Genomic DNA, 22118 nt, shown 5'->3' with positions numbered 1-22118 from the left:
ATTTGCAAAATTTTTTGCAATTCTGACCGCTTGTAATTTATTAAAACCATTTATAACAATGATAAATCTACACAGGAGATCTTATATGCAAACACTTTTCCCGAAAGGCGAACCTCGTTCACCTGAATTTTTTACTGGCAACACATTTTTAACTGAGGTATTGGAAGCGGATCATAATAATGAATTTTCTATCGGCAGCGTGACCTTTGAAAAAGGGGCAAGAACCAATTGGCATACGCATCCGAAAGGACAAGTATTGATTGTGACGAGTGGTAAAGGCTGGTATCAAGAACGAGGAAAACCGGCACAAGTGATTCAAACCGGTGATGTGATTAATATCCCTGAGAATATTGAACATTGGCACGGCGCAAATGCCGATAGTGATTTAGTTCATTTAGCTATTACAAACTATAAAGACGGTAAAAAAGTCACTTGGCTATCACCAGTCACTGACGAAGAATACGCACAAGTGCATTCGGCTTGATAAACCGCTTTTTCGTTTTAACGTCATACGAGCCGTATGGCGTTAATTAATCCGAGCCACGCTGTGGCTGGCTCTATAGCCCTAACAGGGCTAGGCTTAATCAGCCTTGCACGGCTCGTGCAAGGTAAAATATGACGCTGTATAACTATTACATAATTGCAAAAAAATCCTAACTGCTTGTGATTTGTTATACATTCATCGGCAATTGCCAGTTAATTTCTTGAATGCCTTTTTCTCTTAAGTAAGCATTCGCTTTGGAGAAATGGCGGCAACCTAAAAATCCTCGATGGGCGGATAACGGTGACGGATGCGGTGCGGTCAGTACGCAATGGCGAGAGCGGTCAATAAACTGCCCTTTTTTCTGCGCATGACTGCCCCACAATAAAAAGACTAAATTTTCACGGTGTTGGTTGAGTTGAGAGATCACTTTATCAGTAAAAATTTCCCAACCGAAATTGGCGTGTGAGTGAGCTTGCCCTTGGCGCACCGTGAGTACGGTGTTCAGCAACAATACGCCTTGCTTTGCCCAGTCAACTAAATATCCATGATTTGGAATTTGAAACCCCTCAATATCCTGCGCCAGTTCTTTATACATATTAACTAAAGAAGGTGGCGGTGCGACCGGTGGTTTTACCGAAAATGCTAAGCCGTGTGCTTGGTTTGGTCCATGATAAGGATCTTGCCCCAAAATCACCACTTTCACATCCTTAAATTCGGTTAAGGCAAATGCACTAAATACTTCTTTTTGCGGTGGGAAAACCGTTACACCATTCATTCTTTCTTGATGTACTTGTTGTAAAATTTGTTGAAAATAAGCTTGTTGCTTTTCTTCGCCTAGCGCTTCCGTCCAATTATTCATAGCTTGTCCTGTTAAAAAGTGTTAAACAATTTTAAGTTCCCTCTACATTTTAGATGATTTTTTAATCAATTGATAATTTTTTGATTACATTTTTCAACTTTTAGTAGAATTCTTCAAAAAAAATGATAAAATTCACCACATAAACAAAATTTGAATTTATCAAAAAATTTTATAATTATCTAGCCAATACTTAGGAGTATCAAAATGATCAAGGGCGTACAAATTACAGAATCTTCAAACAGCAACTTAGTAAACTCTTTCTGGTTATTAGATGAAGAGAAAAACGAAGCTCGCTGTATCGCTGCAAAAGGTGATGCTTACAAAGAAGACCAAATCGTTGCAATCAGTGAATTAGGTCAAATTTCATACCGTGAAGTACCGGTAAACGTTGCTCCGACAATCAAAGTTGAAGGTGGTCAACACTTAAACGTTAACGTTTTACGCCGTGAAACATTAGAAGATGCGGTTAAAAACCCAGAGAAATATCCACAATTAACTATCCGTGTTTCTGGTTATGCAGTTCGTTTCAACTCATTAACCCCAGAACAACAACGTGATGTAATTACTCGTACTTTCACAGAAAGCTTATAATAACAGCTTTACTGCCAATTTTCTTAAAAAAGCACCTTCGGGTGCTTTTTTATTGCCCGCAATTTACAAATTCTGCGCCAAATTCCACCGCTTGTTCAATACTCTCTCCATATGATAAAGCAAACAAAATACTGGATATTTTTACAAAAAAAATTGCAAAACAAGATTGACACTGTTTTTTTAATCAGTAAAATAACCTGTATAAACACACAGTTTAGATAGAGGATAACAAAGATGGCTTCAATTCGACCGCTTACACGTGAATTATCATATCAACCGCTACCAATGTACCGTGATATGAATAGCGAACGTTCAATCAAATTAGATCTTAATTCACTTTGCATTAAACGCCCGACAGAAACCTTTTTTATACAGGTTAAAAATCCTAACCTAATCGCTTGGGGGATTGAATTGGATGATCTGCTGATCGTTGAGCAATCGGCTCAATATTTAGTAAACGATCTGCTTGTAATTGAGAAAAATGGCGAATATAAGTTTTACCAGTTCTTTAAAGAAATTGAGAATAATGAAGGTACAAACGAAATTATTCTTTTTTCACTAGATGTTAGCGAACCGAATTTACGTATGCAAAGCTGGCAAGAAGTGACAGTTGCCGGCGTAATTACAAATGTTGTACACCAAATGCGTCACCGCTTTGCACAAGTTAGCGAGAGAAAATATGCCGCATAAATAAAAAGGTCGCTAATTTATCATTTAGCGACCTTAGTATTACATTACTCGGCGAGATTGCGTATAGTTTCTGGCCCAATAACGTTCTGACAGTGAACTTGTTGTTACACCTTGGCTTGTACTGGCGTGAACAAATTTACCACCACCAATATAAACCCCTACGTGATTATTGCGGCGAAAGAATACTAAATCGCCGGGGCGTAATTCTGATTTTGAAATTGAACGACCTGAATAACGTTGCTCTGCGGTTGAACGTGGCAAATCAATATTAAATGCACCGAGCATTGTTTTTTGCACAAAAGCGGAACAGTCGATACCATTATGCCCTTCTCCGCCTAAACGATAATGAGTACCGGCCCACTTACGATAGATCTTATTTACTTTTTGAGTAGCTGAATTTGCGGATGTGTTATCTACTGTAGGAGATTTTGCTTTTGCGGAAGCTTTATAAGCAAGCTGTGCTTTAATTTGATCAGCGGTTGCTGCTTTAGCAACAATTTTGATTTGATTCGGTGTGGCGGGAGTACTACTTAAACTAGCAGAAGCCATTGATGAATAGCTTGCAATCGTTGCAAACAATACTGTGGTGAATAACGGCTTAAGCCTTGTAAAAGTAGAATTTTGTTTAATCATAATTTGTCTCGCCAGAACAACTACAGCGGTTGATTCCTATATCTAAAAATAAAGTCTAAAATAAAATTTCACACAAAAAAGGCTTACCGACCGATAAGCCTTAAGTTATAAGCTTATTTAGTATAGTCTATTAATTTGACAATGTCCGCAAAAATTTTATCTCATCTGCCCAAATTTCAGGCTGAATTGTTTCTAAAATAAGCGGAATATTATCAAAACGGTCATCTTGCATGATAAATTTGCAAAAATCCGTGCCGATTGTGCCTTCTCTTAATGTGTGGTGACGGTCCACGCGGCTGCCTAACGGTGTTTTTGAACCATTTAAGTGCATTCCTCGTAAATATTGGAAACCGACCGTCTGCCCAAACTCGGTAAATGTTTGCTCACAAGCTTGTAATGAACTGATATCGTAACCGGCCGAAAACAAATGACAGGTATCTAAACAAACACCTACTCGGCTTTTATCTTCCACTTGGTCAATAATTTCGGCTAAATGTTCAAAACGATAGCCAAGGTTAGAACCCTGACCAGCTGTATTTTCAATTACCGCAACAACATTCGGTACTTTTTCCACCGCAATATTAATCGACTCGGCAATGCGTGCTAAACACTCACTTTCCGAAATTTTATTTAAATGTGCACCAGGGTGGAAATTCAGTAGTTTTAGTCCTAACTGATTTGCCCGTTCCATTTCATCAATAAAAGCTTCTCGTGATTTTGCTAAATTTTCCGCTTCCGGATTGCCTAAATTAATTAAATAACTATCATGAGGTAAAATATGATCCGGTGAGAACTGATGCGCCTTACAAAAACGCTTAAATTTCTCAATCGTATCCGCTTTTAATGCAGGGGCTTTCCATTGGCGTTGGTTTTTGGTAAATAGAGCAAAAGCATTTGCGCCAATTTCAACCGCTCTTAACACAGCATTCTCGACACCACCCGAAGCACTCACGTGCGCACCAATATATTTCATCTTCTTATCCTATTCGTGTAAAATGGCTAACTTCTTAACCTTTATAAATCATTACTTATGAGCGAAACAACCATTAACGATTTTTCACTATTGTGCCGTTTATTCGGCAACTTATTCTACCGTTCCCCAACTGATCCGATTCTTGCTGGTACCTTTGCTTGGCTTGCACAAGGCGGTTTACGCCAGCAATGGGCACTTTCAACCGATGCTCAAAGTGAATTAGCTTTAACAACGTTAGAAAAAAATGCTAACCCTACGCAATTACAAGCAAGCTATCAAGCACTTTTTGGTGAGACAGGAGCTATTGCTACAACAATTTCTGCCTATAAAATTACGGTTGAAGACTTTATCAACTTCCGCCAAACTCGCGCAATGCCGGAATTAGAAAAACCTGATCACGTTGCACTTTTATTACTTACCGCCTCTTGGATTGAAGACAATTTAGATTCAAGTACAGCACAGCAGGCCTTTTTTGAGCAGTTTTTATTGCCATGTGCTGCTAAATTCTTAGGACAAATTGAAGCGCATGATAGCGGTTTCTATAAAGCGCTTGCTCAACTTTGTCGTGATGCACTCAGTGCAATGGCTGACGAATTAGAAGAATTATCCGAACAAGAAAGCGAATAATTTGTGTGAATAAAAGCTCTTTGAGTGATAAACTCGAAGAGCTTAATTTTTAGCATAATCATTTGGAGGCTAATATGAAAAAGTGTATTCGAATAACGCCTGTCCTTCTCTCATTATTGCTTTCTGCTTGTGCTTTAACGCCACAACAACAAGCTGCCAGACAGGCGCAACAACTCAAGGCACATCAAGCCTTATCGGTAGCATTAGCTAAACAGTGTGATGTAGAAACTGCCGAATTAATGGCGCAGTTATATGATCCGCCGGTGGCTCAAACCGAAAAAGAAAAAGCCGCCTTTACCAAGCGCTACCAGAAAAAAGCCAATGATCCACTGTTCCAATCTTGCTATAAACTCGCGTGGGATAACTATAAACACCAAGCGGAATTAGAGGAAATGCAACGTTACTATGATTTTGAGCGTACTCGTTTCCGCCCTTGGCATTATTGTTACGCTTGTTGGTAAAAAAACGGACACTGCAAAGTGTCCGTTTTTGTAAAATTTAAGCCAAATTAAACCGCTTGCTCAGTACTGTTACGGCATAACAAGTAATAAATAGCAGAAGCAGCTAAGGTACAAATAGCCATTGCATATAACATCGGGCGCTCACTCGTAACCGCAATATGCGATAACATTGCACCAACCACAGAAGCGATACCAAAACGTGCGGTTCCGGCTAAACCGTTTGCCGTACCCGCCATTTGCGGGTAACGATCTAAAATCGCTGCCGTTGCATTACTACCGATGGTCGAAAGCATTCCCACATAAAACGGAATCCCTAATGCCATCACCCAAAAGCCTAATTGGAAGACGGCGACACACGCAAGCCAAATACCAGCTAATAACTGAACGAGTAAGCCGATTTTCAACATTTTCTCTGAACCGACTTTAACGACAATGCGCCCATTTAGTGCAGTCATTGCGACCATCACAATCATATTTAAACCGAAGAAATAGCCGAAATATTCCTGCGATACACCGTGAATACCGATATAAACTAACGAACCTGAGGTTAAAAAGCAGAATAAACCGGCAAAAGTTAAGCCCCCCACTAACACATAGCCTAAGACGTTTTTATCCGATAACAATTTCCAGAAGTTTTTAAAAACAATGCCAAATTGAAGCGATTGACGTTTTTCTACCGCTAATGTTTCAGGGATTTTCCAGCTGATCAAGAACACACAACTGACGCCCATAAATACTAAGGTGTAGAAAATCGAATGCCAGTGAAAATATTTTGCAATATATCCACCCAAAATCGGCGCTAATAGCGGAGCAAGCATTGAAATGATCATAATGACCGACATCATTTGGGCGAAGCGGTTACGATCAAATAAATCTCGAACTAAAGCCCCCAAAACCACAGCTGGCGCTGCCGCACAAAGCCCTTGAATTAAACGCAATAAATAGAAATTTTCAATGGTCATTACCGCCGTTAGAAAATACGCAGCAATAGCTGATCCGGCAAGCCCAAATAAAATAATCGGTTTACGTCCAAAACTATCCGCCATCGGCCCCCAGAATAGCTGCCCGACAGCGAAGCCGAAAGTAAATACCGCCAATGTAGTTTGCACTTTTTCCTGCGAAACCTGTAAATCTCGTGCAATATCAAGGAATGAAGGCAAATACATATCGATCGCAAGCGGTGGCAGCATTGCCATCATTCCTAAAATAATAAAAAAGCACGGATGCGGTCTTTGGGTTGCCATCAGAAGCCCCCTATTTCTTGCTCGGTAAGCGGACGATATTCACCTTCTTCAAGGCTTTCATCTAACACCACATCACCGATACGCCAGCGATGTAATGCCTCTACTTTATTACCTAAAGCGGCAAACATACGTTTTACTTGATGATAACGCCCTTCGCTGATAGTTAAATTCACATTGTAATCATCAATAATTTCCATTTGTGCCGGTAAACAAGGCTCGCGTTCACCGCGTAATAAAATCCCTTCCGCAAGTTTTTCCGCATAAAAATCTTCTACCGGATCGGCAAGCGTTACCAAATAGGTCTTTTCACAATGGTGTTTCGGCGAAGTAATGCGATGCGACCATTTACCGTCATCCGTCAATAAAACTAAACCGGTTGTATCCACATCTAAACGTCCTGCGGTATGCAATTTAGTCATCAGTGGATAATCAAAAAATTGAAAGACGGTCGGATATTCACCGTCATCATGCGAACACACATACCCCTGCGGTTTATACAGCATAAAGTATTGACCTTCATCGACCCATTCTAAACGTTCGCCTTCGTAACAAATTTCATCTGTTTCACTAATTTTTGCTGATCCACTCTTTTCGATCTTTCCGTTAACCGTCACTAAACCGCTTTTTAAAGCTTTTCCTGCTTGGGAACGAGTTAAACCCGTATTTTCGGCAATAAATTTATCTAAACGCATAATTTTCTCTTGAATATATAAAGGAGAGATTTAACTTTCATTGAAATTGAATTAATGGAAAGCGGTCAAAAATGCTTAATTTTTTGCAAATTCTTGTCTGTTTTTGACCGCTTATAGAGTGAGCATTATAGCATAATTTCTTGCACAAACGGGCTATCTAACTCGGCAATGGGTAAGTTAGAGTCTTTCCAAGGACGTAGTAACTGATATTGCATCAGATCTAACGTATCTAAACCGGGGGTTGTCTGTGGGGTATATTGCTGTGCAAACCGAGCAAGCTGAGTTAAACCTAAACTCGATTCAATACTGGAACTGATAACAGCGATAAGCCCTTGTTGATGAGCTTGCTCAATTAAACGAATACATTTTTGTAACGAACCGACTAAGGTCGGTTTAATTACAATAGCGGTCACATTCGGTTCGTTTTTTACTACGAAATTCGGCTCTCGTACGGTTTCATCCCAAGCAATCGCGATGCCTGAGGCTTGAGCAAATAGACGGGAAAGTTCCGGTGTTTTGCACGGTTCTTCAATAAACTGGATACGGCTTTTGTTTTCATTTGCAATTTTTTCGGCAAATTTAACCGCTTTCTCAAGCGTCCAGCCTCGATTCGCATCTAAACGTAATTGTAAATCGGGTAAAGCTTCAAGCAACATATTGGCAATTAGGCCGTCACGATTAGCCTCATACAGCCCGACTTTCATTTTGCCGATTTTGTCACCTTCCAGTGCATTCAACTCTGTATATAACTCGTCCGGATCACCATAGCAAAGTACTGCTGCACGATAATTTCCTTGCTCAGCTAGTTCTCCGTTTAATTCCGCTAATGCGCAACTTAAACCAAACGCTACAGAAGGCACATAACTGTCCAGGTCATCTTGTTGCCCGGCTAGCCATTTCGCAAGCCATTGTTCCGTTTGTTGCTGAGCAAGCGAAAGATCTTCTTGGCTAAATTCAGGTAGCGGGGCGATTTCACCCCACCCGACTTGGTTATCTTCAGTTAATTTAACCACTAAACCTTCACGCTGTTTTAATCGGCGATGACGTAAAATAACGCCGGTTTCTACCGGAATCTGGTAACGATATAACTGTGCTTTACGCATAATAAGTCCTCAAAAATTGCAAAATTTTAGACTTATTTTACCGCTATTCTTGCCTGAAACGAGAAGATCTTTATTGATTGTTCGAAAAATTTATATCACCACAATGTTAAAAAATCAAAAAATGACCAAAAATTAATTTTTCAATCTTGTTTCTTTACTTTCTCCATAACACTTTCTGATATAAAGCGTAGCCTACTTCTTGTACGTTTTGATTTATCAGTATTTTGGTCTCACTTTTCCATTTTATTGCGCGTGTCCGCAAAAAACGCTTAGGCAGAAAATATTTTAATAACGGTATTTTGGTAACTACATTTCCGATTGGTTCATTTTTTAACATGGTTGACATTTGGAAACGTAGGAACATATTTTCAGAAGGTAACAAAATTCCTTCTTCTTGAATTTCAAAATCATTATATTGTTTTCCGTTCCAAATAAGCTGTTTAAACGATTGTTTTCCTTTCCACTCCTTCCAAATAACCGTATGATTTTCAGACAAAAATCGTCCCCAATATAATTCTGATACGGCTAGTTTCCAAGGTGGGAAATTCATTTCAAGCGTATCCGCATAACCTAATCCTTGATATTCCTTATCCTGAAAAGTGATATGAAAATTCCCTTTCGGCGTATGGCAATACCAATTTATATACTGAGTAGGGTTATAAACTAATGTGGATTTGAGTTCGGATGAATGCGGAATCCAATAAGCTGAAAAATTTAAACGAGAATGATTAATCGAACGATCTATTTGCTTTAATTTAAACAAGCTACTTTTTTCAAATTGCTGACCGTTCTTACTATTAAATAAAATGGAAGAATAAGGAATTTTAATTCCCCATAACATTAACTCGGCAAAATAAATAATAAACGCGTTTCCTTGTTTATCAATGCCGTCATAATAATGTTTTTTTAAATAAAACATTCGTTCTCCTTCTATAATTTTTATTCTATATTTATTCTACCAGTCTTTTACAAAATAACTACATTCTTTACAAAAGAATTTTGTTAATTTTATGCAAAATAAGCGAATAAGTAGGCTCATTTAGGATACGCTCTAGAAAAAAAGCCCTTTTTCCGCTACAATTTACGAAATTTTGTAACAAATTCAGAGAGATCACTCATGTCAAACCAAAAACGAAAAATGCTGGTTACCTGTGCCTTACCCTATGCGAACGGTGCAATCCATTTAGGCCATATGCTTGAACATATCCAAGCGGATATCTGGGTGCGCTTCCAGCGTATGCGTGGCAACGAGATTCACTTTGTGTGTGCGGATGATGCTCATGGCACACCGATTATGCTTAATGCCGCAAAACAAGGCATTACTCCGGAACAATTAATTGAAAAAGCAAAAACTGATCACGTAGCAGATTTCAAAGGCTTCAATATCAGTTTCGATAACTATCATTCGACTCATAGCGAAGAAAACCGTGAACTTACTACAGAAATGTATAAAAAATTACGTGCTAACGGTTTTATCAAAAGTCGTGTGATCTCTCAGTTATTCGACCCTGAAAAACAAATGTTTCTTCCGGATCGTTTTGTAAAAGGTACTTGCCCGAAATGTAAGGCGGAAGATCAATACGGTGATAACTGTGAAGTGTGTGCTTCAACGTATAGCCCGATGGATTTAATTAACCCGCGTTCTGCCGTGTCCGGTGCAACACCGATCGTGAAAGAATCCGAGCATTTTTTCTTTGATTTACCAAGCTTTGAGGGTATGTTGAAAGAGTGGACACGTTCAGGTTCATTACAATCGGAAATCGCGAATAAAATGCAAGAATGGTTCGAAAGCGGTTTACAGCAATGGGACATCAGCCGTGACGCACCTTACTTCGGTTTCCCGATTCCGGATGCGGAAAATAAATTCTTCTACGTATGGCTTGATGCGCCTATCGGCTATATGGCGTCATTCAAAAATTTATGTGATCGTACCGGTTTAAACTTTGATGAATTCTGGAAAAAAGACGCTGAAACTGAACTTTATCACTTTATCGGTAAAGATATCGTTTACTTCCACAGTCTTTTCTGGCCGGCGATGCTAGACGGTTGTGAATTACGTAAACCGACCAATGTATTTGCACATGGTTACGTCACGGTCGACGGTGTGAAAATGTCAAAATCACGCGGTACTTTTATTCAAGCAAGTACCTATTTAAAACATATCGATCCGGAATGTTTACGTTATTACTATGCGGCAAAACTGAACGAGCGTATTGAAGACTTAGATTTAAGCCTTGAAGATTTCGTACAACGTGTAAACAGCGATATCGTTAATAAATTAGTGAACCTTGCTTCACGTAATGCAAGTTTTATTGCAAAACGTTTTGAAGGCAAACTGGCTGATAAATTAGAAGACGAAGCACTTTTCGCAGAATTTATTGCACAATCGGAACAAATCGCAACACATTATGAAAATCGTGAATTTAACAAAGCGATTCGTTTAATTATGGATCTTTGTGATAAAGCGAATAAATATGTCGATGATAAAGCGCCTTGGGTGATCGCAAAACAAGAAGGGCGTGAAGCGGAATTACAAGCGGTTTGTTCAATGGGTATTGAATTATTCCGTGTATTAATGAGTTACTTAAAACCGGTGTTGCCACAGTTAGCGGAACGTGCTGAAGCCTTCTTACAAGCAGAATTAACGTGGGACAACATTCGCCAACCATTATTAGGTAAAAATGTCGCACCGTTTAAATCATTGTTCTCTCGTCTTGAGAAAAAACAAATTGATGCGGTGATTGAAGAAACTAAGGCGCTGTTTGCAGAGCAAAATAAAGCAGAAGATAAAAAAGGAAAACAAAAAGTGGAAAATACCGAAAATACGGCTGTTGAGCCTATCGCAGCGGAAATCACAATTGATGATTTCGCAAAATTAGATTTACGTGTGGCAAAAGTGATTAGCTGTGAAGCCGTACCGGAATCAAACAAATTATTAAAATTCCAATTAGATTTAGGTGATCACCAACGTCAAGTGTTATCAGGTATTAAAGCGGCTTATAACAATCCGGAAGAATTAGTCGGCCGTTTTGTGATTATGGTAGCAAACCTTGCTCCACGTAAAATGAAATTCGGTGTATCGGAAGGTATGATCTTATCAGCAGGCACCGGCGGTGCAGACTTATTCTTACTTTCAGCTGATGAAGGTATCCGCCCGGGTATGCAAGTAAAATAAAAGCAACAACAAGCGGTGAGATTCACCGCTTTTTTTGCGAATTAAGGAGAAACAATGATCCAACAAACGCTTTGTTTAATTAAACCCGATGCAACAAAACGTAATTTAATCGGTAAAATTCTTAGCCATTTAGAAGAAGCGGGCTTAACCATTAAAGCACTCAAAAAAGTACAACTAACCCAAAAACAAGCGGAAGGCTTCTATGCCGAACACCAAGGTAAGGAATTTTTTGCGCCGTTAGTCGAATTTATGATTTCGGCACCGATTGTTGCGGTGGTACTTGAAGGTGAAAACGCTATCGCTCACTACCGTGAATTAATGGGTGCAACTAACCCGGAACAACGTAAAGCCGGCACGATTCGAGCGCTCTACGCTATCAGCGGTCGTGAGAATTCGGTTCACGGTTCGGATTCCGAGCAATCGGCAAAACGTGAAATCGCATACTTCTTCACACCGAATGAAATTATTTAAGCGAGACTAAAAAGAAAGCCGTTTGTTCAAAACAAACGGCTTTTTTAGCACTTACAAGCGGTCAAATTTCAGCAAAGTTTTGCAAGAAACAGACCGCTTGTCCATATTATTAACGAATAATCAATAGCTTACTTGAGCTTTCAATAATACTTGCTAAATCAGTATTTTCTTTTAATTGCACCTCATCCATTGGCTCTATATGCCAGATATCTCGTGCGTAATCTAATACCGAGCGATCTGATGAGAAATAGCCCATATTGGCAATATTGATAATTGCCGAACGCGTCCAAGCTTTCTTATTGCGATAAGCGGCTGCAACTCGTTCTTGCGCTTCAACATAGCTACGGAAATCCGCACAGGCTTGGTAATAGTCACCTGAATTTAGAATCAGATCTTGATAGCGATACGGATCATCCGGTGAGAATTTACCGTTTAAGATTTGCGAAACCGCCTCATTTAATTCACCGTCCGTTTCATAATAATGATACGGCGAATAACCATTACGACGCAGCTCTTCCACCTGTTCTACGGTATTACCGAAAATAAAGATATTTTCTTTACCGACGTGTTCCAAAATTTCAACATTCGCACCGTCTAACGTCCCGATAGTTAGCGCACCGTTTAAGGCAAACTTCATATTAGACGTACCTGATGCCTCAGTACCCGCCAATGAAATTTGTTCGGACACATCCGCTGCCGGAATGATCATCTGCGCCAGTGATACGCCATAATTTGGAATAAATACCACCTTGATCAAATCACGTACTCGTTCATCATTATTGATGACATTTGCAACATCGTTAATCAAACGAATGACTTTCTTCGCCGCATAATAAGCACTTGCCGCTTTACCGGCAAAGATAAACACTCGTGGTGTCCAATCCGCATTCGGATTTTTTAAGATACGGTTATATAACGTAATAATATGTAATACGTTTAACTGTTGGCGTTTATATTTGTGAATACGTTTAACCTGTACGTCAAAAATCGCTTCCGGATTCAGTTTGATGCCTAAATTTTTCTCAACATAATCGGCTAACTTGCGTTTATTCTCATATTTCACCGCCGAAATTTCAGCCTGAACATCCGCATCATCCACAAAGACATTGAATTTCTCTAATTCACTGAGATCGGTTAACCAATCTTTACCGATACGTTTATCTAAAATATTGGCTAAACCCGGGTTGGCAATTTTGATCCAACGGCGAGGGGTTACCCCATTAGTAACATTGGTGAAGCGATCCGGATAAATACGAGCAAAGTCGGCAAAAATGGATTCCACCATTAAATCCGAGTGGATTTTTGCCACACCGTTTACTTTGCTTGAAGCCACAACCGCTACCCACGCCATACGCACTCGGCGATCACCGTGTTCGTCAATCAGTGACACACGTTGTACTAAATCTTCTTCACCCGGGAATTTTTCACGCACTTCATTTAAGAACCATTCATTGATCTCAAAAATAATGCCTAAGTGACGCGGTAAAATGCGTCCTAACATTTCCACCGGCCAAGTTTCCAATGCTTCGCTCATTAAGGTGTGGTTGGTATAGTAGAAAATTTTGCGAGTCATATTCCACGCTTGATCCCAGCTATAGCCTTTCTCATCAATTAAGATGCGCATTAATTCCGGCACTGCGAGCGTTGGATGGGTATCGTTTAAATGAATCGCTACTTTATCCGCTAAATTGGCACAAGATCCGCACTCCGCTTCATGACGACGGATAATGTCTTGTACCGAAGCGGAACAGAGGAAATATTCTTGGCGTAAACGTAATTCACGTCCGTTATAAGTAGAATCGTCCGGATACAACACCCGAGAAACGTTCTCAGATAAATTCTGATGGCTCATTGCTGCAAAATAATCGCCACGGTTGAAATCCGCTAACCCGAAGCCTTTCCCTGAAGCGTGCGCCGACCATAAGCGCAAACTATTGGTTGCGGTAGTTTCATAGCCGGGAATTAATTGATCGTGAGCTTGAGCAAGAATCTCTTCATCCGGCTGCCATACGGTTTTTTTGCCTTCTTGCCAAATACGTCCGCCAAAGCGAATCGGGAAACGTTTACTTGAACGCAAATACGGCCATACAAATTCATTTTCTAACCATTGATCCGGTTGCTCTACTTGTTCGCCGTTACGGATTTCTTGGCGGAACATACCGTACTCATATTGAATACCGTAACCAATCGCCGGAATTTTCATTGCGGCAAGACTATCCATATAGCAAGCGGCTAAACGCCCTAAACCGCCGTTACCTAAACCCGGATCACCTTCTTCGTTAATAATCTCTTCAATATTTTGTCCGAGTTCTTTTAATGCGGCATCGACTAACTCATACACACCTTCCGCAATCATTGCGTTTGAGAACGTACGTCCCATTAAAAATTCCATTGAAAGGTAATACACACGGCGGCTGGCGTTCGCCACTTGGCTGCGACGAGTTTGTAGCCACGACTCGGTAGAAAGATCTCGCACCACACGTAACGCTGCATTTAGCCAGTTACGTTTACTTGCTTCACGAGGCTCTACCCCAAGCGCATAAACCAATTTATATAAAATGGCATCTTTTACATGTTGAATATTTTCGGGACTTAAAATTTTATTGCCCATGAATAGCTCCTAACTAACAAATAAAGTAACAAATGGAAATCGAGTAAAAAAGCACAACAATTTTATAGTTAATGCCATAAAAATCGCTGGAGAATCACAAAGATTTTGCTTTATTGCTATTGTTTACAAAATAAGCGGTAGGATTTCGCAATTTTTTTGCAAATTCCGACCGCTTGTGAAAAGTGAGGTTATACAATCTCTTGATAAATCGCCTGATAAGCTGCTGCGGCTCTTGCCCAGCCGAAATCTTGCGCTAGCGCATTTTGACGCACACTAGACCATAACTTTTGTTTTTTCCAAAGATTTACCGCACGTTGGAATGCTTCAAAGAAATCATCACTGCTTGGGTATTTGAACACAAATCCGGTTGCATTACGTTGTTCGATACTGTCTTTGTGGCTATCCACCACCGTATCGGCTAAACCACCGGTTTGGCGAACTAGCGGTAAAGTACCGTATTTCAAACCGTATAACTGCGTTAGACCGCAAGGTTCGAAGCGGCTTGGCACAAGAATAACATCACCACCGGCAATAATTTGATGAGACAATGCTTCGTTATAACCGATATATAAACCGATTTGCTCCGGATAACGGCTACGAGCCTCGTTTAACAGATATTCTAAATGCGGAGAGCCGCTACCCAAGACGATTAATTGCACGTGTTGTTGCATTACATCATCAATTCTGTCCAGTAAGAAATCCGCCCCTTTTTGCTCCGTTAAGCGAGTTACCATGACCATAAGCATTGCATCTTTGTCTTCCGGTAAGTTAAACATACGTTGTAACTCAGCTTTGTTTTTCGCCTTACCGTGCATATAGCTCGGTTTGTATGTCGCTACAATATTTTCATCGGTTTCCGGATTCCATACTTTTTCGTCCACACCGTTTAACACGCCGTGTAAACGCCCTTGCGCTTTACGTGTTTGTAGCAAGCCATGCATTCCGCCACCGGCAATTTGTTCGGTAATTTCCACCGCATAAGTCGGGCTTACCGTAGTGATACGATCCGCATAATACAATCCGGCTTTCAGATATGAGATTTCACCGTAAAATTCCATGCCTTCCGCTTGGAAGAAATCCCATGAGAAACCCAATTCCGGTAAATGATGCGGTTGGAAGCGCCCCGGATAGGCAATATTGTGAATAGTGAAAACACTTTTCACCGGGCTGTGCCAACTTTTCAGGTAAGCACAAGCCAAGCCGCCTTGCCAATCATGTGCGTGCAAAATATCCGCTTTTCCCCACCAATGATCTAGCCCTTCCGATAACTGTGCGCCTAAATAGCCTAAAATAGCAAAACGCTTATAGTTATCCGGATAATCAGCATAACCGGAATCGTGATACGGATTACCTGAACGTTGGAATAAATGTGGCGCATCAATCAGATAAATGCCCAAACCATTGAAATAAGTAAAACGAATCGTCACTAAACCGGCAAAAGTACCTAAAGTGACTACTTCATTTGTTTCCCCAATTTTTTCCGCTACTTGAGGATAGAGCGGTAGCAAAACTCGGACATCATTGCCAGCTTGCTGCTGTGCATAAGGCAAAGCCCCCATCACATCCGCAAGTCCGCCGGTTTTAATTAACGGATACATCTCCGAGCAAATATGTAGAATTTTCATTTTGTTGCCGTTTAATTTGTATTTGTAAAATAGAGAGAAAATTAGACCGCTTGTAAAAGCGCCAAAGGTGGGCTAAACGCCCACCTGTATAAGATTAAATTGTATGATGGAATTTTATACTGGACTCATAACCGCTTAATGAATCAAGCATTTTCTGGGTCACCAAGACGATCCCACCTTTACTGACTCGGAAACGTTTTGCATCTTCTTCCAAATTCACACCGATCTCCAATCCATCAGGAATGGTACAGTGACGATCAATTACCGCACGTTTGATCACGCAGTTCTTACCAATCGTTACCTGCGGTAAAATCACCGTGTGTTCAATCACGGTTTCGGCGTCTACTTTTACTTTGGCAAATAAGACCGAATTACTGATTTCCGCATCGGTGACCACACAACCACCGGCAATTAATGAATTATCCAAAGTATGCTGACGTGCTTTTTTATAGAAGAAACGTGCCGGTGCGGTTTGTTGCGGTCGTCCGTGAATCGGCCAAGATTCATCATATAAATCAAGTTGCGGCTCTTCCGAAACTAAATCCATATGCGCCGCCCAATAGCTGTCAATCGTACCGACATCTCGCCAATAAATCGAACCGCTTGCATTACGACCTTTACATGAACGTTCAAACGGATGCGCATATAACACGCCTTCTTCTACCGCTTTTGGAATGATATCTTTACCAAAGTCGTGTGAAGTTCCTGGAATAGAGGCTTCACGTTCTAATACGTCATATAAATAATCCGCATCAAACACGTAAATCCCCATTGAAGCTAACGATGAATTCGGCTTATCAGGCATTGCCGGCGGATTTGACGGTTTTTCTACGAATTCTTTCACTTTTAATTTATCGTTAACCGCCATTACGCCAAATTCGACCGCTTGTTCACGCGGAACCTCAATACAGCCAACAGTACATTTCGCACCACTTTCTACGTGGTCACGCAGCATCTGAGTATAGTCCATTTTATAAATATGGTCGCCGGCTAGGATCACGACGTATTTCGGACGGTAATGCGATTTCATCATCGCCATATTTTGATATACCGCATCGGCGGTTCCACGATACCAAGTGTTTTCGTCCAACTGCTGACGAGCCGGTAGCATATCAATATATTGATTACGTTCATAAGGTAGGAATGACCAACCACGCTGTAAGTGACGTAGTAATGAGTGAGCGGCATACTGAGTAATTACCCCCACTTTAAGTAAATTAGAATTAATACAGTTTGAAAGCGCAAAGTCGATAATGCGGCGGCTACCACCAAAATACACGGCAGGTTTTGCGCGTCTGTCAGTTAACTCATAAAGACGTGAACCACGACCACCTGCTAAAATAAGTACTAACGTATCGTTAGTAATATCGTTTCTGGTTAAGTCGTTTTTTTCTTGTGTAAGCATACTTTGTTTCTCCGTTGTTGTGTGTCATTTATCACGCTAATGTGAGCCTAATTTCCTTTGAAGCACGCATACTCCCATCTGTTCCAGTTGAAGAGTAACCGCCTGCGCATCCGCTATCAAAGTTGCCGTTTCTTTTCCAAGGTAAAAATGCCATTTGCCTTGAGGTAAGAAAAATTGTTGCTTATCTTTTTTGGCATTAATTAAGATAAGCCATTGTTCTTGAAGAAGAATTTGTAATGCTTTGAGTGAGTCATTATGCCAATCATCCACCTGCATAATCTCACCGTATGCGGAAAACCATTGCACGTCATTTTCCGTCCACCAATGACTTTGGTGGGAAAGCAACGAAATTTGTTTACGTAAATCAATCCACTTGGCGACATAGCCGATACGTTTATCATTCGCTTGCTGCCAATTAATCCAAGTCGTTTCATTATCTTGGCAATAGCTGTTATTGTTGCCTTTTTGCGAATGTCCCAACTCATCGCCGGCACGTAACATAGGTACGCCATTTGAGAGAAACAGTATCGCAAGCAAACTACAAGCGGTCTGATCTCGCAAAATATTTACCAATTCGTTATCCGTATCCCCTTCCACACCATGATTATTACTATAATTATGTTCATCACCGTCTCGGTTTTGTTCGCCATTTGGCTGATTATGTTTTTTGTTATAACTCACGAGATCTTGTAAGGTAAAACCGTCATGAGAGGCGAAGTAGTTAATACTTTTAGAAGGCGCATATTGCCAATATAAGTCGTCACTTCCAGCTAAACGACGGGCAAATTCGGCTAAGTTGCCGCTTTCACCTAAGAAAAAGCTGCGCATTGTGGTACGGTATTTATCGTTCCATTCGGCAAATCCTGCCGGAAAATGCCCGACTTGATAGCCTTCCGGGCCAATATCCCAAGGCTCCGCAACTAACTTAATCTGTTGCAATGCCGGTGTCTGTTTGATTTTTTCAAACAGCGGCGCAATATTTGAGAAAGAAGGGGTTCGTCCTAATGTTGTCGCTAAATCAAAACGAAAACCATCAATATGGCATTCTTCCACCCAGTACACTAAGCTATCGATTGCCCATTGGCATACCATCGGATGAGCTAAATTTAATGCGTTGCCACACCCTGTCCAATTGCGGTATTCACCTTGTTCGTCCAGCCAATAATAGCTTTGGTTATCAATTCCTCTTTGGCAGATCGTCATACCGTCTTTGCCGGCTTCCACCGTATGGTTATAAACCACGTCTAAAATTACTTCAAAGCCATTTTGGTGTAAGGTTTTAACTAAATATTTAAACTCGGAAATCGGATCTTCTTGGTCCCAAGCTAAGCAAGGATCAATTGCCGAATGCGCTAAAACGCTGTATCCCCAATAATTGGTTAGCCCTAATCGCTGTAAATGCACTTCATCCGCATGGTAGCTCACTGGTTGTAGTTCAATCGTCGTCACGCCTAACCGTTTTAAATGTGCGATCGATGTCGGATGAGCCATACCTGCATAAGTCCCACGTAACGGCTCCGGAATATTATGATTTAAACGACTAAAGCCTTTTACATGCGCTTCGTAAATAATCGTTTCCGCCCACGAATAATGCGGTCGTTTTTCACCTGTCCAATCAAAATCATCGGTGACGACAACAGATTTAGGCGCAAGATGAGCATTATCTTGTGAGTCATTCCAAATAAAATAGCTTAACGCCTTCTCATCATGCGCATCGGGTAGCCCGACTACTCGTTTAGCATACGGATCAAGCAACAATTTATTCGGGTTAAATAATGCGCCTTTTTGCTCATCGACATCGCCTGAAACTCTAAAGCCATATAAGGTGCCACTCCCAACGCCGCAAACGAACAGATGCCAAATATCGCCGCTACGCTGCATCGGATAACGCTGCTCACCCTTATCATCAAAAATACACAGCTCAATAGCGGTCGCATTTGCTGAAAAAATTGCAAAATTCGTGCCTTTTTTACCCGCTTGTGCACCAAGAGGGAACGGCTTTCCCACTGATATTTTCATCTGCTACTTCTTACTTTTTCTTTTTTTCTTAGCGTTTTTCGTTTTTTTAAATGCGCTTTCTACCTTTTTAATCAGCGCTTGTTCCTGTTCCGGTTTTGCTGTGCGCACAATAAAAATCGTGGCTAACGGCGGTAATGAAACGCTGAGAGAATAAGGCTTGCCGTGTGACGGTTCTTCCTCGCATAGAATCTCACCGTAATTACCGACATTACTACCGGCATAATAAGCCGCATCCGAGTTGAGTATCTCTTTATAAACCCCGTCTTGTGCGACACCAATACGGTAGTTATGGCGCACGATCGGCGTGAAATTACTGACTACAATCACGCTTGAACCGTCTTTCGCTTTACGCTCAAAAGCAAATACCGATTGTTGCCAATCATCCACTACCAGCCACTCAAAACCGCTAGGCTCATGATCAAGTTGATAAAGCGCCGGATATTGTTGATAAACACGATTCAGATCTCGAACCCAATTCAACATACCTTTATGCCAATTGCCACCTTCTTCACCAAGCAAGAACCAGTCCAAACTTTCGTTAAAGTTCCATTCTCGTCCTTGAGCGAATTCATTACCCATAAACAATAATTTTTTGCCCGGATAGCCCCACATATAGCCGTAATAAGCACGTAAATTCGCAAATTTTTGCCAACAATCACCCGGCATTTTTCCAATTAAGGAACCTTTGCCATGCACCACCTCATCATGCGAAAGCGGCAAAATAAATTTTTCGCTATATTGATAGATCATGCCGAATGTCATCCAGTCATGATGATATTTACGATGAATCGGATCTAACGCCATATAACGGAGCGTGTCATTCATCCACCCCATATTCCATTTATAATCAAAACCTACGCCTTGCTGGCTTACCGCATGCGTAATGCCGTTAAATGAGGTTGATTCCTCTGCTATCGTCACCGCAGCATGACCTTCTTGCTCAAGCATTTGATTGGTGCGGCGTAAAAAATCCAACGCTTCCAAATTCTCACGTCCGCCATATTGGTTTGGAATCCATTCACCGTCTTTACGTGAGTAATCTCGGTAAATCATTGAAGAAACCGCGTCCACACGTAAACCGTCAATGCCGAAACGTTCCGTCCAATACAACGCATTGCCGGAGAGATAATTGAAAACTTCATTACGACCGTAATTAAAAATTAACGTATTCCAATCTTGGTGATAGCCTTCTCTCGGATCTTGGTGCTCATATAAATGTGAACCGTCAAATTGCACTAAACCGTGTGAATCGGTTGGGAAATGTCCGACCACCCAATCTAAAATCACTGCAATGCCCGCTGCGTGAGCTTTGCGGATAAACGAACGGAGATCATGTGGCGAGCCGAAGCGGCTAGTTGGCGAATAAAGTCCAATAGGCTGATAACCCCAAGAGCCATCAAACGGATATTCGGTAATAGGAAGTAATTCAATATGAGTGAATCCCATATCTTTTACATAAGGAATGAGTTCATTGGCAATTTCATCATAATTCAGCCAATAGTTATTTTCTAAATTGCGGCGCCAAGAACCTAGATGAACTTCATAAATTGAAATCGGTTGATCAATATTATTTGCTCGGCGAAGTTTTTCCTCAACCTCAACAATATCCGGTAATCCGGCAACGACCGAAGCCGTTTCAGGGCGAAGCTGTGAAGCAAAAGCATAAGGGTCCGATTTCAAACGCAGATGACCATGGCTATCTAATAATTCAAATTTATATAATGATCCTGCATCAATATTCGGAATAAATATATCCCAAATACCGCTTTCTACATGAAAGCGCATACTATGTACTCGACCGTCCCAATAATTAAAATCACCGACAACAGAGACACGTTTTGCATTTGGCGCCCAAACACTAAAACGCACACCGGCAATATTTTCTTGAATTTCAAAATGAGCGCCTAATTTTTCATAAGGTCGAAGATGAGTGCCTTCAGATAATAACCAATTATCTAATGCGAATAGAGAGGATTTAAAACGGTATGGGTCTTCAATATCAATTTCACCCAAAGGATAAGTAACGCGTAAACGGTAATAGAAATGAGGGTCGGAACAATCAAGTAAAGCGACAAAAACACCGCAATCATCAATCTTTATCGTTTCCGATAAACATCGTCCTTGATCATCAATAATTGTAACGGCATCTGCTTCAGGTAAATAAATCCTTACTACACAATGTCCATTTTCAAAATGACTCCCCAAATAGGAAAACGGGTCTTTGCAATACCCACCGGAAAGCTGCTCAATAAAAGACGAATCTTGTTCTGAATAATTATAAGCTGTCATTATTTGCTTCCTCATTTTTTTACACTCTAAATTATTTTTCTTTTCTGACGAAAACGTTTGCATTTTAACATTAAAATAAAAACCTCGCCGAAAAACTATGCGCTTTTGTGATTTACATCATATTTTTCTCGCAATATATGCGAACTAGCTCACACTTTTTGACATT

At 40.7% G+C, this 22118-nt stretch carries 19 protein-coding genes; 7 read left to right on the top strand and 12 right to left on the bottom strand.

What is annotated here, in order from left to right; translation table 11 throughout:
- Nucleotides 1–85: 85 nt before the first annotated feature.
- Nucleotides 86–484 carry a (R)-mandelonitrile lyase gene (locus EL121_RS09945; protein ID WP_039196437.1) on the top strand — a complete coding sequence of 133 codons (399 nt, stop codon included), beginning with the start codon at nt 86–88 and terminating at the stop codon, nt 482–484.
- A gap of 187 nt (nt 485–671) precedes the next feature.
- Here the strand turns inward: EL121_RS09945 and ung are convergent, their stop codons facing one another.
- Entirely contained in the window at nt 672–1343 is a 672-nt protein-coding gene (ung, locus tag EL121_RS09940; protein ID WP_039196436.1) for a uracil-DNA glycosylase, read from the bottom strand.
- A gap of 204 nt (nt 1344–1547) precedes the next feature.
- Between ung and grcA the strand changes: the two genes are divergently transcribed.
- A complete protein-coding gene (gene grcA / locus EL121_RS09935; RefSeq protein WP_005622661.1) occupies nt 1548–1934 on the top strand; it encodes an autonomous glycyl radical cofactor GrcA in 387 nt (128 codons plus the stop codon).
- Between the two features lie 234 nt (nt 1935–2168).
- Nucleotides 2169–2624 (top strand): LexA family protein, encoded by a 456-nt coding sequence (locus tag EL121_RS09930; RefSeq protein WP_039196435.1) that lies wholly within the window; start codon nt 2169–2171, stop codon nt 2622–2624.
- Between the two features lie 39 nt (nt 2625–2663).
- Here EL121_RS09930 and EL121_RS09925 read toward each other — a convergent pair whose 3' ends face one another.
- The gene (locus EL121_RS09925; RefSeq protein WP_408608509.1) at nt 2664–3257 is read right to left on the bottom strand and encodes a C40 family peptidase; all 594 of its coding nucleotides are present in this window, start codon (nt 3255–3257) and stop codon (nt 2664–2666) included.
- A gap of 130 nt (nt 3258–3387) precedes the next feature.
- Nucleotides 3388–4230 carry a deoxyribonuclease IV gene (nfo, locus tag EL121_RS09920; protein ID WP_039196434.1) on the bottom strand — a complete coding sequence of 281 codons (843 nt, stop codon included), beginning with the start codon at nt 4228–4230 and terminating at the stop codon, nt 3388–3390.
- Between the two features lie 57 nt (nt 4231–4287).
- Here nfo and EL121_RS09915 point away from each other — a divergent pair, with 57 nt between their 5' ends.
- Complete coding sequence (locus tag EL121_RS09915; RefSeq protein ID WP_039196433.1) at nt 4288–4857, top strand: TorD/DmsD family molecular chaperone; 570 nt, start codon at nt 4288–4290, stop codon at nt 4855–4857.
- A 74-nt stretch (nt 4858–4931) separates the two neighbouring features.
- Nucleotides 4932–5318, top strand: a complete 387-nt coding sequence (locus EL121_RS09910; RefSeq protein ID WP_039196432.1) for a hypothetical protein — start codon at nt 4932–4934, stop codon at nt 5316–5318.
- Nucleotides 5319–5365: 47 nt separating this feature from the next.
- On the opposite strand, the gene EL121_RS09905 is transcribed toward EL121_RS09910, so the two are convergent.
- The 4 genes from EL121_RS09905 to EL121_RS09890 form a co-directional block, all read right to left on the bottom strand.
- Nucleotides 5366–6562, bottom strand: coding sequence for a Bcr/CflA family multidrug efflux MFS transporter (locus EL121_RS09905; protein ID WP_039196431.1), 1197 nt, complete (start codon nt 6560–6562; stop codon nt 5366–5368).
- Nucleotides 6562–7254, bottom strand: coding sequence for a 16S rRNA pseudouridine(516) synthase RsuA (rsuA, locus tag EL121_RS09900; RefSeq protein ID WP_039196430.1), 693 nt, complete (start codon nt 7252–7254; stop codon nt 6562–6564). Before rsuA ends, EL121_RS09905 begins: the two co-directional genes overlap by 1 nt.
- 125 nt (nt 7255–7379) lie before the next feature.
- Nucleotides 7380–8357 (bottom strand): o-succinylbenzoate synthase, encoded by a 978-nt coding sequence (menC, locus tag EL121_RS09895; protein WP_039196429.1) that lies wholly within the window; start codon nt 8355–8357, stop codon nt 7380–7382.
- 154 nt (nt 8358–8511) lie between these two features.
- Complete coding sequence (locus EL121_RS09890) at nt 8512–9276, bottom strand: hypothetical protein (RefSeq protein WP_039196428.1); 765 nt, start codon at nt 9274–9276, stop codon at nt 8512–8514.
- A 198-nt stretch (nt 9277–9474) separates the two neighbouring features.
- On the opposite strand from EL121_RS09890, the gene metG reads away from it, so the two are divergent.
- On the top strand, nt 9475–11532 hold the full coding sequence (metG, locus tag EL121_RS09885; protein WP_039196427.1) for a methionine--tRNA ligase: 2058 nt from the start codon (nt 9475–9477) through the stop codon (nt 11530–11532).
- A 54-nt stretch (nt 11533–11586) separates the two neighbouring features.
- A complete protein-coding gene (gene ndk, locus EL121_RS09880) occupies nt 11587–12003 on the top strand; it encodes a nucleoside-diphosphate kinase (protein WP_039196426.1) in 417 nt (138 codons plus the stop codon).
- A 109-nt stretch (nt 12004–12112) separates the two neighbouring features.
- On the opposite strand, the gene EL121_RS09875 is transcribed toward ndk, so the two are convergent.
- From EL121_RS09875 to glgB, 5 genes are all read right to left on the bottom strand, one after another.
- Nucleotides 12113–14614, bottom strand: coding sequence for a glycogen/starch/alpha-glucan phosphorylase (locus tag EL121_RS09875; RefSeq protein ID WP_039196425.1), 2502 nt, complete (start codon nt 14612–14614; stop codon nt 12113–12115).
- Between the two features lie 188 nt (nt 14615–14802).
- Nucleotides 14803–16239: a glycogen synthase GlgA gene (glgA, locus tag EL121_RS09870; RefSeq protein ID WP_039196424.1), complete on the bottom strand. Its 1437-nt coding sequence runs from the start codon at nt 16237–16239 to the stop codon at nt 14803–14805.
- A 94-nt stretch (nt 16240–16333) separates the two neighbouring features.
- On the bottom strand, nt 16334–17644 hold the full coding sequence (gene glgC, locus EL121_RS09865; RefSeq protein ID WP_039196423.1) for a glucose-1-phosphate adenylyltransferase: 1311 nt from the start codon (nt 17642–17644) through the stop codon (nt 16334–16336).
- 36 nt (nt 17645–17680) lie between these two features.
- A complete protein-coding gene (gene glgX, locus EL121_RS09860; protein ID WP_039196422.1) occupies nt 17681–19663 on the bottom strand; it encodes a glycogen debranching protein GlgX in 1983 nt (660 codons plus the stop codon).
- Between the two features lie 3 nt (nt 19664–19666).
- Entirely contained in the window at nt 19667–21952 is a 2286-nt protein-coding gene (gene glgB, locus EL121_RS09855; protein WP_039196421.1) for a 1,4-alpha-glucan branching protein GlgB, read from the bottom strand.
- Nucleotides 21953–22118: the final 166 nt, after the last annotated feature.

Origin of the sequence: Actinobacillus equuli (genome assembly GCF_900636745.1) — a bacterium.
GTDB classification, from domain to species: Bacteria; Pseudomonadota; Gammaproteobacteria; order Enterobacterales; family Pasteurellaceae; genus Actinobacillus; species Actinobacillus equuli.
The sequence above is the reverse complement of the archived record's forward strand: the minus strand, read 5'-3'. Positions and strand labels throughout refer to the sequence as shown.

Bases quoted from the DNA above. Each gene is read 5' to 3' on its own strand.
- EL121_RS09945 (WP_039196437.1), top strand. From the start codon at position 86: ATGCAAACACTTTTCCCGAAAGGCGAACCTCGTTCACCTGAATTTTTT.
- ung (WP_039196436.1), bottom strand. From the start codon at position 1,343: ATGAATAATTGGACGGAAGCGCTAGGCGAAGAAAAGCAACAAGCTTAT.
- grcA (WP_005622661.1), top strand. From the start codon at position 1,548: ATGATCAAGGGCGTACAAATTACAGAATCTTCAAACAGCAACTTAGTA.
- EL121_RS09930 (WP_039196435.1), top strand. From the start codon at position 2,169: ATGGCTTCAATTCGACCGCTTACACGTGAATTATCATATCAACCGCTA.
- EL121_RS09925 (WP_408608509.1), bottom strand. From the start codon at position 3,257: ATGATTAAACAAAATTCTACTTTTACAAGGCTTAAGCCGTTATTCACC.
- nfo (WP_039196434.1), bottom strand. From the start codon at position 4,230: ATGAAATATATTGGTGCGCACGTGAGTGCTTCGGGTGGTGTCGAGAAT.
- EL121_RS09915 (WP_039196433.1), top strand. From the start codon at position 4,288: ATGAGCGAAACAACCATTAACGATTTTTCACTATTGTGCCGTTTATTC.
- EL121_RS09910 (WP_039196432.1), top strand. From the start codon at position 4,932: ATGAAAAAGTGTATTCGAATAACGCCTGTCCTTCTCTCATTATTGCTT.
- EL121_RS09905 (WP_039196431.1), bottom strand. From the start codon at position 6,562: ATGGCAACCCAAAGACCGCATCCGTGCTTTTTTATTATTTTAGGAATG.
- rsuA (WP_039196430.1), bottom strand. From the start codon at position 7,254: ATGCGTTTAGATAAATTTATTGCCGAAAATACGGGTTTAACTCGTTCC.
- menC (WP_039196429.1), bottom strand. From the start codon at position 8,357: ATGCGTAAAGCACAGTTATATCGTTACCAGATTCCGGTAGAAACCGGC.
- EL121_RS09890 (WP_039196428.1), bottom strand. From the start codon at position 9,276: ATGTTTTATTTAAAAAAACATTATTATGACGGCATTGATAAACAAGGA.
- metG (WP_039196427.1), top strand. From the start codon at position 9,475: ATGTCAAACCAAAAACGAAAAATGCTGGTTACCTGTGCCTTACCCTAT.
- ndk (WP_039196426.1), top strand. From the start codon at position 11,587: ATGATCCAACAAACGCTTTGTTTAATTAAACCCGATGCAACAAAACGT.
- EL121_RS09875 (WP_039196425.1), bottom strand. From the start codon at position 14,614: ATGGGCAATAAAATTTTAAGTCCCGAAAATATTCAACATGTAAAAGAT.
- glgA (WP_039196424.1), bottom strand. From the start codon at position 16,239: ATGAAAATTCTACATATTTGCTCGGAGATGTATCCGTTAATTAAAACC.
- glgC (WP_039196423.1), bottom strand. From the start codon at position 17,644: ATGCTTACACAAGAAAAAAACGACTTAACCAGAAACGATATTACTAAC.
- glgX (WP_039196422.1), bottom strand. From the start codon at position 19,663: ATGAAAATATCAGTGGGAAAGCCGTTCCCTCTTGGTGCACAAGCGGGT.
- glgB (WP_039196421.1), bottom strand. From the start codon at position 21,952: ATGACAGCTTATAATTATTCAGAACAAGATTCGTCTTTTATTGAGCAG.